Source organism: Paenibacillus tabacirhizosphaerae, assembly GCF_040812395.1.
Lineage (GTDB): Bacteria > Bacillota > Bacilli > Paenibacillales > NBRC-103111 > Paenibacillus_E.
In genome coordinates this window covers 120056-137400 of the sequence record NZ_JBFNXH010000009.1, presented here as the reverse complement: position 1 = coordinate 137400, position 17345 = coordinate 120056, and the positions used below count along the sequence as shown (strand labels likewise).

11 protein-coding genes are annotated in these 17345 nt (G+C 51.5%); all 11 read left to right on the top strand.

From position 1 onward, the window contains the following. Nucleotides 1–44: 44 nt before the first annotated feature. The 11 genes from ABRS97_RS17080 to ABRS97_RS17030 all read left to right on the top strand — a co-directional run bounded on the left by ABRS97_RS17080 (nucleotide 45) and on the right by ABRS97_RS17030 (nucleotide 17344). Nucleotides 45–3119, top strand: coding sequence for a baseplate J/gp47 family protein (locus tag ABRS97_RS17080; RefSeq protein WP_367815866.1), 3075 nt, complete (start codon nucleotides 45–47; stop codon nucleotides 3117–3119). A gap of 136 nt (nucleotides 3120–3255) precedes the next feature. After that, nucleotides 3256–5493, top strand: coding sequence for a putative baseplate assembly protein (locus ABRS97_RS17075; RefSeq protein ID WP_367815864.1), 2238 nt, complete (start codon nucleotides 3256–3258; stop codon nucleotides 5491–5493). Between the two features lie 19 nt (nucleotides 5494–5512). Then, complete coding sequence (locus ABRS97_RS17070) at nucleotides 5513–7630, top strand: phage tail protein (RefSeq protein WP_367815862.1); 2118 nt, start codon at nucleotides 5513–5515, stop codon at nucleotides 7628–7630. 35 nt (nucleotides 7631–7665) lie between these two features. Next, nucleotides 7666–9357, top strand: coding sequence for a hypothetical protein (locus ABRS97_RS17065; protein ID WP_367815860.1), 1692 nt, complete (start codon nucleotides 7666–7668; stop codon nucleotides 9355–9357). After that, complete coding sequence (locus ABRS97_RS17060; RefSeq protein ID WP_367815858.1) at nucleotides 9354–10268, top strand: NAD(P)/FAD-dependent oxidoreductase; 915 nt, start codon at nucleotides 9354–9356, stop codon at nucleotides 10266–10268. The genes ABRS97_RS17065 and ABRS97_RS17060 overlap by 4 nt, the downstream gene beginning before the upstream one ends. A 602-nt stretch (nucleotides 10269–10870) precedes the next feature. Beyond that, nucleotides 10871–12745 carry a bifunctional metallophosphatase/5'-nucleotidase gene (locus ABRS97_RS17055; protein WP_367815857.1) on the top strand — a complete coding sequence of 625 codons (1875 nt, stop codon included), beginning with the start codon at nucleotides 10871–10873 and terminating at the stop codon, nucleotides 12743–12745. 186 nt (nucleotides 12746–12931) lie between these two features. Then, complete coding sequence (locus ABRS97_RS17050) at nucleotides 12932–13660, top strand: amino acid ABC transporter ATP-binding protein (RefSeq protein ID WP_367815855.1); 729 nt, start codon at nucleotides 12932–12934, stop codon at nucleotides 13658–13660. 25 nt (nucleotides 13661–13685) lie between these two features. After that, nucleotides 13686–14570, top strand: coding sequence for a transporter substrate-binding domain-containing protein (locus ABRS97_RS17045; RefSeq protein WP_367815853.1), 885 nt, complete (start codon nucleotides 13686–13688; stop codon nucleotides 14568–14570). A gap of 62 nt (nucleotides 14571–14632) precedes the next feature. Continuing rightward, nucleotides 14633–15286 carry an amino acid ABC transporter permease gene (locus ABRS97_RS17040; RefSeq protein ID WP_367815851.1) on the top strand — a complete coding sequence of 218 codons (654 nt, stop codon included), beginning with the start codon at nucleotides 14633–14635 and terminating at the stop codon, nucleotides 15284–15286. 35 nt (nucleotides 15287–15321) lie between these two features. Beyond that, complete coding sequence (locus ABRS97_RS17035) at nucleotides 15322–15972, top strand: amino acid ABC transporter permease (protein ID WP_367815849.1); 651 nt, start codon at nucleotides 15322–15324, stop codon at nucleotides 15970–15972. A gap of 97 nt (nucleotides 15973–16069) precedes the next feature. Continuing rightward, nucleotides 16070–17344 (top strand): ATP-binding protein, encoded by a 1275-nt coding sequence (locus tag ABRS97_RS17030; RefSeq protein ID WP_367815847.1) that lies wholly within the window; start codon nucleotides 16070–16072, stop codon nucleotides 17342–17344. Nucleotide 17345 lies beyond the last annotated feature (1 nt).

Here is a 17345-nt window from a genome sequence, read left to right as displayed (position 1 = left end):
GGTTGCGGAAGCGATGATGATGCGAACAGAAAGGAGGTGGAACGGTGCAGCCTCCTAAAATCGATGCTAGAGAAATTCCTGATCTTATTGCTCAAATGAAGGAAATGGCTCCGTACTATACGCCGGAGTGGCGGTTTACACCTGAGAATCCGGATCCGGGATCGGCGTTGTTTCTGATGTTCGCGGAAATGTTCCATGAGAACATCAAACGTTTGAACCGAGTGCCGACGAAGAATTTGATTTCATTCTTGAATATGTTCGATGTGACGCTGCTTCCAGCGCGTCCGGCCCGATCTTATTTGACCTTTGCGCTGAATGAGGGGACGAAGGAAGCTGTCTTCATTTCTGCCGGCACACAGGTTGCAGCAAGCGGCGAAGAAAGCAATATTTTATATGAGACATCGCGCAGCGTGCTGTTGACTCCGGCGAATCTGACCCATATGTTCGCGACCAGCCGCAAGCAGGATACGATCATCCGAATTGCCGAAGAGTTTGTCACGGCATCGCGATTAGGGCAAGCGGCGCCTACGGCGCTCTTCCGTTTGAAGGACGGAGATAATTTGCAGGAGCATGCGATCTTTTTTGAGCATAGCCACCTTTTCACCCTATTCAGTTCCGCACGCATCGAACTCGAGATTCGCAACTCTAAGAAACGATATGAGGAGCTTGCCGTGTGCGGCCAACTGGCCGATCCGCAGCTTGTCGAGTGGCTTTATGCGAGCGAAGATGGCTGGCATCCTTTTGACCAAGTGGAAGCGAAAGGCAATCGAATCGTGCTGAGCAAAACGCAATCTGGCGAAATCGCCGAACGTGAGGTGGACGGCATTTCAGGCCGCTGGATTCAATGCAGGCTGAAGACGCTGACAGCAGGCGGCCAAACGCTTGCGGAAAGCCGGCTCGCGATGGACAACATTTCGGTCAAAACCGATTACGAAGAGGTGAGGCAGGCAGGAGGCATTCGGCCTGATCAAATGTTTTACAACGATATAGAGGCGGACCCGGCGGGCTTTTATCCGTTTGGGGATCAATTTGCTTTGTATGGCTCTTTCTACATCGGAAGTCGGGAAGTCTTTACGAAAAGGGATGGGGACATTACGCTGAGCTTCGGTTTGAGGGCTATCCAAAATCGCTTCCAACCGGAAGTTAACGAGCCTATCGATTGGAAGCTTGTCATGAAAAAATCCAAATTCGACAAAGCGCCTGTCGTGCATGTGACGGTTATGCAGGTCGTTTGGGAGTATTGGAACGGAGCAAGCTGGGTGCGGCTTGAGGTAGGGAAGGATGCCGAGAAGCTGTTCTACTATCCGCAGGAGGAGCAGATCCGTAAACAAATTCAGTTCCGCTGTCCGGTCGATTTAGAGGCGACGTATGTGAACGGGAATGAAAGCTGCTGGATACGGGCGCGTATTTTGCAAATTGAGAATGCTTATGTAGCGCAAGCCATCTATCTCTCGCCTTGGATGGAGGATGTCGCGCTGACATACAATTATGATGACCGGTTATATGCCATGCAGCATTGTTTGACGCTGAACAACACGGTTTATGAGGATCGGACGAGGCACATCCGCCAGCTTGAGGGTGCTTTCGAGCCATTTCAGCCGCTCGAAGGCAGCCACCCTGCGCTCCACCTTTCCTTTGACACGCCTCCTGTCAAAGGACCGATTTCGCTGTACGTATCGGTGAAACAACAACGGTTTGCCGAACAGGATATTCCGCTGCTGGAGTGGGAATATTTGCGGTCGGGTTTATTGCCTGGAAGCCCCCCGGAATGGGCGGCGCTCAAGGTTATCGACGCCACGCACGGTTTTACGCAGAGTGGTACGCTGCAATTCGTGGGACCGGCTGATTTTGCTCTGGCGCAGCAATTTGGCGTTGAAGGATATTGGCTTCGAGTGAATAACCGAGATGATAAATACGATGATCCGCTTGGACGCATTCCGCTGCCTACGATTAACGGCCTTTACTTGAACACCGTTGAGATTCTTCAGCAAGAAACAATCGTTGGAGAAGTTCCTGATGCCAGGGGATTGGATGAAACCGACTTCCAGCTGAGCCGTAGCGGCATCGTGTCCGAGGAAGTATGGGTCGATGAGACGGACTTTGTAACCGAAGAGGAAATTGCTGAGTATGAGCGGATTGGCGAACCGCCACTAGATGTGACAAGGGACAGCGAAGGCCATGTGCACCGACTCTGGGTTCGCTGGACGGAAGTGCGACACTTGGCTGATTCAGGAGGACGCGACCGTCATTATATGATCGACCGGACGTTTGGCCGGATTCGTGTTGGCGACGGTATTCATGGGATGAGGCCGCCAAAAGGCGGGTTAGAACAGATCAAGGTTACTTACCAAGTTACATCCGGTCAAGTAGGGAATGTCGCCGCCCGAGAAATTAATCAGATGCAAGATTCGATAGCTTATGTCGGTGCGGTGTACAATCCGGAGGGGGCATCAGGCGGCTGCCAAGCGGAAAAGATGGAATCCGCCCTTGAGCGCGGCCCCGAATGGCTGAAGCATCGGGATCGAGCCGTAACAGCAAAGGATTACGAATGGCTGGCGCGCGAGGCCTACCCGAATATCGCCAAGGTAACTTGCGTCCCTAATCACAACGCCTATATGCAAAAGGAAATCGGCGCGATGACCCTGGTCATCCTGCCGAAAGAAGGCCAGCAGGGAAGCTCCGCGTTTCCTGAACTGAAGAAGCAAGTAGAGAAATATATGTTGCAGCGAGCTTCGAGTCTCGTTGCTTTCCCGGAACGGATACAAGTCATCGAGCCTGTTTACATGGAAATTTCCGTCTCTGCCATTGTCGCAGTGGAAGGCATGGATGCCGTCGTTGCCACCGAGCTGCAGGCTCTGGACAAACTGCATCGTTTCCTTGATCCGCTGACGGGTAACTTCGATGGAACGGGCTGGGCGATCGGCCAGCAAATTCATCCTTCGGTGTTCTATGCTTTACTGAAGTCCATACGCGCGATTAACCATGTTGAGAAACTTTACATGACGGTGTACAAGCTGGAAGATGGCGAGCCTGTTGAGCTCGACGTGAATCGACTGCCTGTGCTGCCGCACGGCATTATTGTGAGTGGCAAGCACAAGGTTGTTGTTAAGGCTTTGTAGGGCCTTAAGGCAGTGAACAGCTCCGTAAGTGGAGCAGCCGTGCGTTTAAGCATGTTTATCAGCGTTAAAGTGTGGCGAGTGCGGAGAAAGTGGGAGTTACTCCCTTAATCAAATAACAACAAGGAGGTGAGCACAAGTGCTGCCAACGCCAAATTTGGATGATCGCATGTTTGAACAGATGATGATGGAAGCGCGGAAGTCGATTCCAAAGCTGTTCCCGGAGTGGACGGATGAGAATGCGCACGACCCTGGCATTACGCTGCTGGAGTTGATGTCATGGATGACGGAGATGCAGCAGTATTATTTAAACCGGGTGACGGAGCGCAGCGAGCGCAAGTTTTTGAAGCTGCTCGGGATACGTCCACGGGAAGCTGTGTCCGCTGTTTGTGATGTAACATTTGACGGCATGGAGCAGCAGCTTGTGCTGCCTAAAGGGACACCGCTGCTGGCGATGGACCAACGTTTTGAAACAGTGGAGACTGCGGAACTTGTGCCATCTGTGTTAGAGAAAGTGCTGGTTCGCACGGAAACGGCAGCGGCGGATTTTACGTCGAACAATCGTGCAGGCATTCCCTATTACGCCTTTGGCCCTGCTGCGCGTAAAGGGACGCATCTGTATCTTGGATTCGGCAGTCCGCTCCCGGAGCAAGCGGATGTTTCGGTATCTTTCAAGCTGTATGAACTTTATCCTGTGACGGTGGGCAAACGGGAAGACGGTACGACGCCGCTTATATCCTCGGCGCAAGTGGCTTGGACGTTTGCGGGAGCCGGGCAGCAGATGGGACAAAGCGAAAGCTGGCTGCCCCTGACGACCGTTCAGGACACGTCGGTGCATTTGTCTCAGAGCGGAGAGCTTGTTTTCCGCGTCACATCGGAAATGAAGCCGATTACGGTTTATCCAGCGGATGATAAACCCCGCTATTGGATTTGCTGTACGCTGGAGGAGGACGGTTATGAGCTGCCTCCGAAGATTGAGAAAGTCATTCTGAATGCCGCGAAGGCAGCAGAGCAGGAAACTTTCAGCGAGGTCGCTGCCTTCGATAGCAGCGGAGAGGCGAACCAGAACTTCATCGCCAGCTCGTATCTGGCATACTATGGCCTGCACACGGTGCAGGTGCAGGACGAGCAAGGGCACTGGCGCGACTGGCACACCGTCGCGGACCTGAAGGCCTGCGGCCCGGACGACCTCGCCTGCGAGATCCGGCAGGACTCGGCTCGTCGCACCACCCGTCTGCACTTCGGCGACGGGGTGCACGGGAGCATCCCGCCGCAAGGCGCGCAGCGGGTGCGGCTCATTGCCTATACGGCCGAGTTCGACTACGGCCGTTTCGTGGGAGCCAGCAATGGCCTGCCCGGGCAGGCCATTGAGATCGGCAGAGGCCGGTCGTACAAGCCCAGCAGCATGCTGCTGCAGGTCGGCCGCCGGCCCCGAGGTTCGGACAGCGTCGTCTGGGACGACTGGCAGTCCGTGGATGACTTCGATAACTCGAAGTCCACGGACCGGCATTACGTCTACGACGCTGCGGCTCATATGATCCGCTTCGGCAACAACGAAGCGGGGTGGATCCCGCCCAAGTCTACAGAACCGAATATTCGGTTCTTGTCCTTGCAAGCGGGCGGCGGTGTGCGAGGCAACGTCAAGGACGGCCTCGTGACCGGTTTACCGTCTGAGCCGGGCGTGACGGTGAGCAATCCTTTCCCTGCGCAAGGCGGACTGGAAGCCGAAACGCTGCATGAAGCGAAGCTGCGCGTGCAGCGGGAGCTGGAGACGCCGTCTCGGGCCGTTACCGGCGAGGACTATGAGGCTATCGCCAAGGCGACACCTGGGCTGCGCGTCGCGCGCGTGAAGGCGATTCCGCTGTATAAGCCGGGCATGCGAGATTATCCGAAGGCCAAAGCGCCCGCACAGATGACTATCGCGGTTGTTCCTTATAGTGAAAGCGATAAGCCGAAAGCAAGCAAGGGCTTTCTCGAAACCATTCGCCAGCATCTGGATGTGTATCGCCTTTTAACGACGGAGCTGCATGTGATCCAGGCAGCATATATGAAAATTACCGTGCATGCCGTAGTGGTCATGGAACCGAAGTATATCGGCGAGCAGCGCCGGATCGTTCAAGAGCTGAGGAAGCTGCTGCAACCAATGGACTATGGACAAGGTTCGGAAGGATGGCGTTTTGGACGGTCGGTGTATAAGGGCGATATTTATGGCGTGATTTCTCGCATCAAGGGCGTCGTGTATGTGCAGGATATTTGGCTGGATGCGGAAGGTACGGGGTTCCACAAAGATGCTGCCGGAGACATTCATATCCCGCCATATGCGTTGGTTTACTCAGGCGATCATGAGGTGGAAGTCATGAGCCAAACGGATGTATAACGAAAAGAGGTGACGAACGATGCAAAATGGTCAGACGTTTTTTTCACTCAACAAACCGCTCGATTGGGAGCAGGGCTATGCGGCGAATATTGACATGCAGGAGCAAGGACTTGCGATTAAGATGACGGAGAGGTATGCCATTCATCGCATCGTTCGCACAGAAGAGTTGGAAGCGGAAGGCGTCGAGATGATTCGCGATTTAACGGTTGGCCCTGGCAGGAAGCTTTTTCTCCTGGATATTGCTTCCAACATATGGGTGTACGATGTTGAGAATCACCATAGGGAAGCCTTGTTCCGGCAAGGGCATCAGCTGTTCAGCAGCCACGCTATGCTGGCTTCGATGTCTGATCATCTTATCGTTGCCGATGCGAATAGTCAGCGGAGACTAGGCGTGTATTCAGCCTCAAACGGACAAACGATGTGGTCTGTAAGCGAATGGAACGGGCAAGAGCTTTTCCCGCTTACCGTGAATACAAAAGTAGGCGGAAATCGTGAGATTTACACCACAGTTCCTTTGGACATTAAGATTGGTATGAATGGAAGTCCAGAAGTCCCGGAGGGCGGAAGGATTGGGATTTTACAGTGGAATGCAGCCGGAGAAGTGGTGCAAGTGTACGAGCATTCAGCGCTTCGTTTAGAAAGCAGCACTGAGGTTGTTTCACTCCTTGGACGATTTTATACCGCTGCTGCGGCAGGAAGGGTAGCCTTGCTGGATACAGTACGCAGAACCGTTATGGTGTTCTATGAAGACGGCCGGGATCCGAAACATTTTGCGATCGAGCAGGCAGGACAATTCGCCGGCATTTCCATTGATACGAATCATAATCTCTATATAGGGGACAGTGGCTATGCGCAGCAAGAGGGTGGAAATGAACGATTTATATTGAAGTTTCGCGAAGACGGACAACCGCTGGATAAAGTAACCAGCTTCCGCGGGCGAACGGATAAGCTGCAGCACGATGGGCGCAATCGGATGTACGTATTTGACCGGGAGATCGGGCAGATTGGCCTGCTTGATTTGCAAGCCAGAACGATGCAGATGGAACAGGGGGGCTTGCCGGAGGCCGTGTATTTCTCCGCGGAGCTGGACACGACAGAGTCGGAAACCGAATGGCACAAAATTCGCCTGGATGCGGACATTCCTGAGGAGACACAGATACGTATTTCGTATTTTGCATCGGATGAAAAGGAAGGATTCGTTGATGGCCAGTTTGTCGATTACAGCGAGTATCTGGGCGACCCGAGCCTATCGATTCGGGAGAAGCTGAATGCGACGCGAGGGCTGTGGTCCGAGCCGATTCTTAATCCGAAGGATGCGCTGCTCATGCAGGCCAAAGGCCGTTATTTATGGCTGAAAATCAGGCTGGTCGGCAGTGAAATGAGAACGCCCTTCATCCGAAAGCTTCGAGTCTACTTCCCGCGGACGTCGCTGATCGCTTATTTGCCGCCCATATACCAGCAGGATGAGGAGCATAGCCCGTTTTTGGAGCGGTTTCTGGCCATGTTCAGTACCTTCTTCGATGATATGGAGGATAAGATCGATCATATTTCCTCTCATTTTGACCCGGATGCGGTGTCCGGCACCTATCTGGAATGGTTGGGGCGCTGGCTTGCCATCACGGATCACGAGGCTTGGGGCGAAACGAAGCTGAGGGAACTGATCAAGCAAGCACCCGTTCTCTACAAGCTGCGAGGCACGCGGGAAGGCTTGATCCGCATGCTGCATATTTACACAGGCTCGGAACCGTTTTTACTGGAGTATTTTCAGTTCAAACAGATGCAAGAGACCTCCGAGCTGCGCCAGCTTTTTGCCAATCTGTACGGGGATAATCCTTATTGCTTCTGCATCATGCTGCTGCCGGAGTACGTGCGGACGGACGCCCAGCGGCTTGTGATCGAGCAAATTATTGAGGATCAGAAGCCAGCATATACAGAGGGCAAGTTAATTGTTTTGCAGCCTTGGATGTATGCGGATATGCACACGTATTTGGGGATTAATACTTATTTATCTGAGCCTACACTGTTGACACTCGACCAGCGTTCTTCAATGCCATATAACACGGTGCTGATCGATGTCGATCGCGATAAACGCATGGACGTACATACCCGTTTGGAACTGGATTCCGAATTAGAATAAATGAACTTAAGTCTAAGAAGGCGAGGGGATTTCCTGTGAAAAAAACACGCTATTATCCGTTCGAGCGGAATCGGTATTTCTATGGCAAGCTGTTGACGGTGCGCGATTTCGAGTCCGAGCAAAAGTATTTCAACGACAAGCGCAGAATGATGAATCGTCTGCTTCATGGTTCGGGCGTTTTGACGGGTCTTCAAGTCATCGCTGTGGATGACAAATCGGTTTCCGTTGAAATGGGGGCCGCCATCGATACGCTCGGCAGGGAAATTATCGTGCCCTCGCCTGTGACGTTAAAACTGTCGATGATGGACGGCTTCAGCAACAACGAGTATGCCAAAAACGTTTATCTCTGCATCGCTTATGACGAGAAAGGCAAAGAGCCCGTACATGCTGTTGCGAATTCCTCTGTTCGTTCGGATGAAATCAGCGAATACAATCGGGTGCTGGAGAGCTATCGTTTGTTTATCCGGGAGGAAGCTCCCGACCCTGCATCGCTGCCGATGGCTGAACTTGCCGATCATACGGTAGTCCTCTATCAGGACAGTCAAGTGCGCGTTCTGCAAACGATGCCTCGCTATGTGAATCCGGGCCAACTGTTCGAAATGAAGCTGCGCTTCGAGAAGACGCTGCAAGCTGGCAAGTTGTTCTTTCAATACGAGGCGGCAACTGATCGCTTGGAAGTGTTGGACGGCTCGACAATCGTTTTCCAAGAGCCTCAGGATCTGCAAGAAACCGAGTATGAAATCAAGGTGCTGCTGCGCGCAGACAGTACGGTTTCTGTGAAAGGCACCATCGGGCTGCTGCCTGAAAGCTCCGTCTTGAAGCTGGACGACAGGCAGCTGGAGCTTCATTCGCAGGATGTTGGCGAGGTTCAAGTGATTAGCGGACCTGTTCAGGAGCGTCTAATGAACGACTTCGTGAAACAATCCCTTGAAGCTTCTCTGGATGCGCCGTCGGAGCCATGCATTTATTTGGCCCGTATCGGGCTGCTCCAAATGGGACCTACATACGTCATTGAGCGTGTAGAGCAAGTTCCGTTTGGCGAATATGTCTACAATTCGTCCGTGATGTATCGGCTTAGCCAAGCCGGTGAGGATCGGGAAGAAGCGGCAAGCGGACAGTTTATTACGAAATCCAAAATTAGAAGCTTGGCGCCGGGGCAAAAGCCGGAGCTTAAAGTGAACTTCGATAAAGCAAGCAGCGAGCTCTCTTTCGATTTGAGCATACCAACCGGCGGAGGAGGCGGGCCTGCAGGCATTCAGAGCGGTGTCGTCGATATTCCGATCGAACCATTTACGAAAATATCCGTTTCTCCATTCGGGAAAGCGACGAAGAGCTTCTTCTCCGGTGAGATCGCGCACGGCCTCGGTGAAGGCAATGTACTGATCGTGACCAGTCTGGAAGAGAGCAGCGCCGATGCGTTCTCAGACATGTTATCCAGCGGGGAGAGAGTATATGGCGGCTCCTCCGATGTATTTAAAGGCAGCGAATTCGAGCCGGATTTGCCAGAGCTGAAGATTGGCACAATCGCTTACCCGCAAAAGGGCACCTTCCGAATTGGCGTGAAAACGCAGATGAGTTCTGAACCGGCGACAGTTCGCATTCGTTGGTGGGCGTATACGGCGGAAACGGTCGGAGGATCTCAAGGGGGAAGCGGCGATGCTATTGACGCAGCCTTTTCCGCAATGATGGAAGCCGCTTCAGCAGGCACTGGAGGGGATGAGTCATGATTATGGATTGTGCGATAATCGGCGGCGGTCCTGCTGGCCTCAATGCTGCTCTAGTCTTGGGGAGATCCAGACGCCAAGTCGTTTTATTTGACGATAATAAGCCTAGAAATGCAGTCACCCACGAGTCGCACGGATTTATTACGAGGGATGGCGTGAAGCCTGCCGAATTCAGGGAAATCGCGCATCGTGATGTCGCGAAATATCCTTCGGTTCAGGTGAAGCGTGAGCGGGTTACAGGGGTTACTCAGGATGGTGGGAACGGCGGTTTGTTCGAGTTGCAAACAGAGTCAGGGGAGACGATCCAGGCACGGAACGTTATTTTAGCCGCTGGACTGAAAGAAACTTATCCGGCTATCTCCGGTTTCCGCGATTATTACGGCAAAAGCTTGTTCAGCTGCCCGTATTGCGATGGTTGGGAGCTTCAGGATAAGCAGCTGGTTGTGATCTCTGAGAACGATCACGCCTTCCACATGACAAAGCTCGTAACGAATTGGAGCCAGGATGTCGTCTTATGCACGAATGGCAGCGACAGCTTGACCCCTGAGCAAAGAGATAAGCTCGCGTCGAAGGGCATTCCTGTCTATGATCAGAAGATTGCCTCCCTTGCAGGCGATAATGGGCTTTTAACCAAAGTCGTGTTCGAGGATGGCACCGAGGTGATGAGAGCAGGCGGATTCGTGACGCCGGGATGGTCCAACGCATCTGCTTCCTTCGCCGAAGCTTTAGGTTGTGAACTAAATTCGCTTCAAGGCATCGTAACCGATGTGCTTGGGAGAACGAATATTAAGGGCGTGTACGCAGCGGGAGATACGACGTTCAGCGGGCCGGCACAGTTGGTACTTGCGGCGGCGGAAGGAAGCCGGGCTGCGATTGGCGTCAATTCGGATTTGATCGATCTCGATTTTAATTAATTCTTTGAAAGGGCTGGAATCAAGCGTAGGCTTGATTTCAGTCCTTTTTTGACAAATGTTTAATCCTTTACAGAACTAAAGCGTAAGGGATAACCATTCTAGCACGCCAGGAAGCATATGTCGTTAGGTTTGTGCGTGTGACGCTCTCAGAGCGAAGAGACTCCGGACGCATCGTGCGATACGGGAATTTTGGCATGATGGAGGTAGGAGATCCGGAAGTGCCACAGCGGTTTGGAGTATTCAAATAGAGTATTGAAATACCGTCTCTATCTGCGATAGATCGCCTTTTTGCATGGGTGAGCGGAACGTAGGTGCGTTAAGAGGCGGTATTTTCGGTTGTATGGGCATTTTGCGGAACTACAGTACTTTATAAGCAGGAAATGCTCGGGTTTAAACACAGTTTCGCTGATTTAACGCACCACAGTTCCTCTTCAGGGGGAGAAAGGGGACGTTTCCACGGAATAAGGCATCGTAGTTCCGCCAATAACGCTGTGCTCGCCACATTTATCAAAATCATTACATTCCCTTAATCTTCCAATAAAGGTTGTCTGCTATCTTAGTGAGAAGAAGGGGAACTTACCCCTATGGGAGGATGAGAGTGTATGAAAACATGGCGATCGATGTCCATTGCCGCTTTGGGAACGTTGACGATGAGTCTGCTTGCAGGAGCTGCACATGCAGAGGCAGTGAAACCGGAGTTACATACAGGATGGATGCAAAAGAACGGCTTGCTGGAAGGCGACGCTAACGGCAGTTTGGCCGTAGAGCGCGATTTGACTGCGGCGGAGGCCGTTACGTTGATAGCTCGGCTGAAGGGCCAGCAGAAGCTGTCGCCTGTACCGGGTGCCGCCCACTGGGGCGCGGCGCAGTTGTCTTGGGCCGTTCAGCAGGGTTTCCTGACTGCTGATGAAGCGAAGCAGCCGGATCGGAAGCTGTCTGCTGCCGATTTCACCCAGCTGTTCAAAAAGGCTGGATATTCCGTGGCTTTGCCTGCGGGAGACACGGTGAAACGCGGTCAAGTCTTTGATGCGGTGGCCGCCGCTATAACGACGCATGTTACCATCGCCCATATGAACGATTCGCATGGACACATTACGGAAAATAAATCAGGCGGCGAATTCGGCTATGCCAAAATCGCGACGATTTTGAAGCAATGGCGCGCGGAAAACCCCAACTTCCAGTTGGTGGATGCTGGGGATACGTTTCAAGGCACGGTATTTGTCAATCAGTCCAAAGGGGAATCCTTGCTGCCGCTTCTGAAAGCGTTAGGCATTAATGCGATGGAAGCTGGCAATCATGAATTTGACTACGGATCCGAGCAGACCCTGAAGCTTCGCAGTATGCTGCCTTATCCTATGCTCGGGGCCAATGTCGTTAAAGCAGATGGCAAAACGCTGCTGGATCCGGTGTACCGCTTTGAAGCAGGCGGACAGAAATTCGCGATTATTGGCCTTGTCACATCGGAAACGGCGATTCTGACGCACCCCGATAATGTTAAGGGGCTAACGTTCCGCGATCCTGTCCAGACGGCGAAAGATCAAGTTGCAGAATTAAAAGGCAAGGGTGAGCACATCATTGTCCTCTCGCATAATGGGGTTGAGATCGACCGCGAGATCGCCAAGCAGGTTCCGGGAATCGAACTGATTATCGGCGGTCATTCGCATACGAAGCTGTCCAAGCCGGAGCTCGTGAACGGCACCTACATTGTGCAGGACTGGGAGTATTTCAAGTCGCTCGGCCGGGCCGACTTGTATTATTTGAACGGTAAGCTGGTGGCTTTGTCTGACAGCCTTAAGGAATATGACGAGAAGGTTGCCGAAGATGCCGACATGGCCAAGCTCGTCAAGCAGGTGACGGACACCATCGATAAATCGCTGAACGTGACGATTGCGCATACTGACGTGCTGCTTGAAGGCGATCGCAACATCGTACGCAAGAAGGAGTCGAATATCGGAAATTATATGACGGATGCGATGGTTGCTCGCTCCAAGACGATTAAAGGCTATGAAGCGGATGTTGCGATCACCAACGGCGGGGGAATACGGACGGAAATCAAACCAGGAGATATCACGAAAAAGGCGTTGTACGACGTATTGCCGTTCCCGAACACCGTGGTTGTGCTGGAAGCTAAGGGAAGCGAACTGAAAGCGGCGCTGGAAAACGGCGTATCGCAGGTGGAGAACGGTGCCGGACGGTTCCCGCAAGTTAGCGGACTGACCTTTGTATGGAATCCTTCGAGTCCAGCAGGCTCGCGGATTGTGGAGGTGAAGATCGGCGGACAACCGCTCGATGTGAACAAGACGTATCGCATTGCGACGAATGACTTTATGGCTGCGGGCGGCGACGGGTACGAGATGTTTAAGGGCAAAAAGGCGTACAACACCGGAATTACGCTGTACGAGCTGATTGAGGAGACGCTGATCAAGCAGAAGACAGTCTCACCGAAAACGGAAGGCCGTATCGTGGAGAAGAAATAGTTATATTTTCAGAGGCATGCAAAACGAAAGTATCTCGAATCGTCGGGATACTTTTTTTATTTTCGAATGTCGGATTGCATAAGATTTCATAGTTATTCGGCAATATTTAAATACATCATATGTTAGTTTATATAACAAATAATTCACACTATTAATGATGGATGATCCAGTGAAGGGGGGGTTCCATTGATCTCATTTCAGCAAGTGGAGAAGCATTATGGCGATTTTCACGTCCTTAAGCGTATCAATCTTCAAGTCAAGCAGGGTGAAGTGGTCGTGGTTGTAGGTCCCTCGGGCTCCGGTAAAAGCACCATGCTACGGTGCATCAACCGATTGGAAACCATCACAAGCGGTGAGCTTATCGTGAATGCATGCCGCGTAAGTGATAAGAAGACGGATATGAACCAGGTGCGGCGGGATATCGGGATGGTGTTTCAGCATTTTAACTTGTATCCCCACAAGAAGGTCATTGACAATATTACGCTGGCGCCGATCAAAGTACGGGGCATGGCGAAGAAAGAAGCCGAAGAGGTTGCGATGTACTACCTGGAGAAGGTTGGCATTCAGGATAAGGCGCAGAGCTTTCCCTCTCAGCTTTCCGGCGGTCAGCAGCAGCGCGTAGCGATTGCAAGGGGGCTGGCGATGAAGCCGAAAATTATGTTATTTGATGAACCAACCTCGGCGTTAGATCCGGAGATGGTCGGCGAGGTGCTCGATGTGATGAAGGCGCTGGCGCACGAGGGGATGACAATGGTTGTAGTTACGCACGAAATGGGCTTCGCCAGGGACGTGGCGGATCGCGTCGTTTTTATGGACAAAGGGCAGATCGTCGAGGAGTCGCCTCCGGGCGAATTCTTCTCTAACCCTCGCGAGGAGAGAGCACGATTGTTTCTGAATCGGGTGTTACATCATTAAACAAATAGAGGGGAGCAAGGAGAAGATGATGAAAAGAAAATGGATGGCAAGCGGGTTTGCGTTTATGATGGCTTCGGTATTCGTATTAGCAGGGTGTGGAACTGCAGCAAAAACGACGGGCGGGGCGACAAGCACCCCTGCGGCCAGTCCTGCAAGCAGCAGTGCTCCAAGCGGCGCGAAGCCGGCAGGCGGCGCAACGGTGCTGGATGAAATCAAGAGCAGAGGCAAGCTGGTGGTTGGCGTGAAGTATGATACGAAGCTGTTCGGCTTGAAGAACCCGACTGGCGGCGAGGTAGAAGGCTTCGACGTGGATATCTCCAAAGCGCTCGCCAAAGAAATTCTCGGGGATGAGAAGAAAATCGAGTTGAAGGAAGTTACCTCCAAAACGCGGATCCCTATGCTCGACAACAAGGAAATTGATTTGATTGTAGCGACAATGACGATTACCGAAGAACGTAAGAAACAGGTAGAGTTCTCTGATGTGTATTTCAAAGCGGGCCAGTCCCTGCTCGTGAAAAAGGGCAGCCCGATCAAGAGTATCGCGGATATTAAAAAAGCAACCAAAGTGCTGGCTGTAAAGGGTTCTACATCCGTTGCGAATATCAAAGCCAAAGTGCCTGATGTCAACGTACTTGAGTTCGATAACTATCAAGACGCTTTCAGTGCGCTGAAGGCGGGTCAAGGCGAGACCTTGACGACAGATAACGCGATTCTGTACGGCATGATGGCTCAGGATAAGAACTTCGAAGTGGTTGGCGAGCCGTTCACAGATGAGCCTTACGGTATTGCCATGAAAAAAGGCGAATCCTCTCTCCAAACAGCCGTGAATGAAGCGTTGAAGAAGTTGCAAGGAAGCGGCGAGTACAACAAAATTTATGAAAAGTGGATCGGTACAGTGCCATCCAAATAAGGTTGATGAAGCAAGAGATGGGTGGCAGCGGCCACCCATCTTCTGTATAGAGGGGGGAGCGTATGCCGGATTTCTCGATCTTCACCACTTATTTTGACATCTATATGAAGGGCTTTGGCAATACGATTATTGCCAGCGTGATTGCGTTGATTGGCAGCTTCATTCTTGGGACGCTTATTGCGATCTTCCGCATTTCGAACGTAAAGCCGCTTGTGTGGATCGGAACTGCTTATGTGGAATTTATCCGCAACATTCCGCTGCTGCTTGTTGTCTTTGTTTTTTTCTACGGCTTGCCTTCGATAGGCATTACGCTAAGCGGTTTCATTTGCGGAACCGTGGGGCTTACGGTGTACACGGCCTCTTTCATCGCTGAAGCCATTCGGGCTGGCATCATGTCGGTGCCCAAGGGACAGTCAGAGGCTGCGCACGCATCAGGTTTGACCTACATCCAAACGATGTGGCACGTTGTTTTGCCGCAAGCTGTAAAAATCGTTATTCCGCCGCTGAGCAACCAATTTATTAATCTGGTTAAGAACTCGTCTGTGCTTGGCGTGTTTGCCGGTTTCGATTTAATGTATTTCGGCGATCAGGTTGCAAGCGAAACCTATGCGACGTTCGATACTTATATTTTTGTGGCCGTGCTGTATTTGGTGCTGACGCTTCCTCTCAGCTATGCTGCGCTGCATGTGGAGCGGAAGCTGGCCCGCACAGATTGAAACGGAGTTTGGTACCCTACTTGGGAGGTGGACAAATGGATGTTATACATGCTTTTTCGTTTGATAACATAAGATTTATTTTGGAAGGCTTTTATATGACCTTGAAGGTAGCTTTAATCTCGATGGTGTTAAGCTTTGCAGTAGGGTGCATAGTGGGAACGATTCGTTATACGAAGCTGCCTGTTTTGGCGCCTATTTTAGGTATATTCGTTGAGATTATTCGCAATTTGCCGTTATTATTGATCATATTTTTTGCTCGTTTCGCTTTGCCGGACATCGGGATTAAGCTTGGTGTCATGAATTCGGCGATTGTTGCGCTTACCTTGTTCGAAGGTGCCATGATTGCAGAAATTGTGCGAAGCGGCCTGAATTCCATTGATAAAGGGCAGATTGAAGCTGCACGTTCATCGGGCCTGAGCTTTGTACAAACGCTATGGCATATTGTGCTTCCGCAAGGCTTGCGCCGCATGGTGCCGCCGCTTGTGAGTCAATTCATTTCGTTGCTGAAGGATACATCTTTAGCGGTTGTGATTTCGCTTCCGGATCTCATGCATCATGCGAAAATTGTGATTGGCCAAAGCTATAGCTACACAATTCCGATTTTATTGCTGGTAGCGATTCTTTACTTCGCCGTCAATTATGCGCTGTCACTTGCGGCCCGCCGGTGGGAGACGAAACTGGTGTAGCATCCGAACAGATTCGAGAGCTCCTCTAGTACCTAGGAATGATATCCCTTCTTGATTTACAATAGGTTTATAGAAGGGGGATGAGGTGCTGGGACGCATGAAAAACGAAATCTTGCAAATGATTCTCGTCGCGATTGTTACGTCCATAGCCGGGGAGTTCAAAATAACTCCCTTCAGCGGTGAGGTATTCCGAATCGGGCTGGGCAGCAGCGCCTTTGTCCTGTGTCTGCTTCTCATGCGACATCTGCCTTATGCCTACACGGGTACCATAACCGGGATTACGGTGCTGCTCTTCCGGACCATAGAGGATGGCATTTCCTCGGCTGGATGGTCTTCGTTTGACGGAAGTGTGCAGACGCATTTGTCAGCCACGTTGTATTATGTTGCCTATGGCGTTGCCATGAGCCAGATTCAAAGAAAATGGCAGGGACTTCACCCCTTTGTGCTGGGCGGATGTTTATCGGCAATTGATTTGGTATCGAACGAGTTGGAATTGTTGGCAAGAAGTTTGATTTTCCATACACCCTACATGTACACGGAGCAGTGGATGCTCATCGCGATCACGGCTGTCGTACGCAGTTATTTTGTCGTTGGGATCTACAGCAGCATTACGATTACTCAAATGAGAGTGCTGCACAGCGAACAACAGAAGCGCATTGAACAGATGCTGAACACGAATAGCGGCTTGTATGGGGAAGTATTTTACTTACAGAAGTCCATGAACACGATTGAGCAAATAACGGCAAAAAGCCACAATCTGTATGAAAGAGTAAACGGTTCGGGGCTTAAAAGCTATTCGCGGTCTATTTTGGAAATTACGCAGCAAATTCATGAAGTGAAAAAAGATTCTCAGCGCATTCTAGCAGGTTTATTGAAGCTATTCGACCGGGGTATCGCTTCGGAAATGAAGCTGTCTGACATTGTAGATTTTTCTATCAAATCAAATCGCGGCTACAGTGGCATGCTGGGCAAAGCGATCGAGTTTCACAGCGAAATGCGCACGGATTTTTTGACGGATCACTTTATACCGATCTTAACGGTTCTGAATAATCTTGTATCCAATGCCGTAGAAGCGATAGGGACACAAGGGACTATTCTGATTCGTGCTTATGCACAGGGCACAGAGACAGTCCTTATCGTTTCGGATACGGGTCAGGGTATCTCCACACAAGATAAGGATATGATCTTCGAGCCTGGCTTTACGACGAAATTCAACCAGGATGGCTTCGCCGCTACGGGAATAGGCCTCTCCCATGTTCGGGACATCGTCCACGCGTGGGGTGGAGACATTCATCTGCAGTCAGGCGAACAGACTTCACAGACGACCTTTGTCATTACGTTGTTGACCGATACGTTGAAAAAAGGAGCGTAGA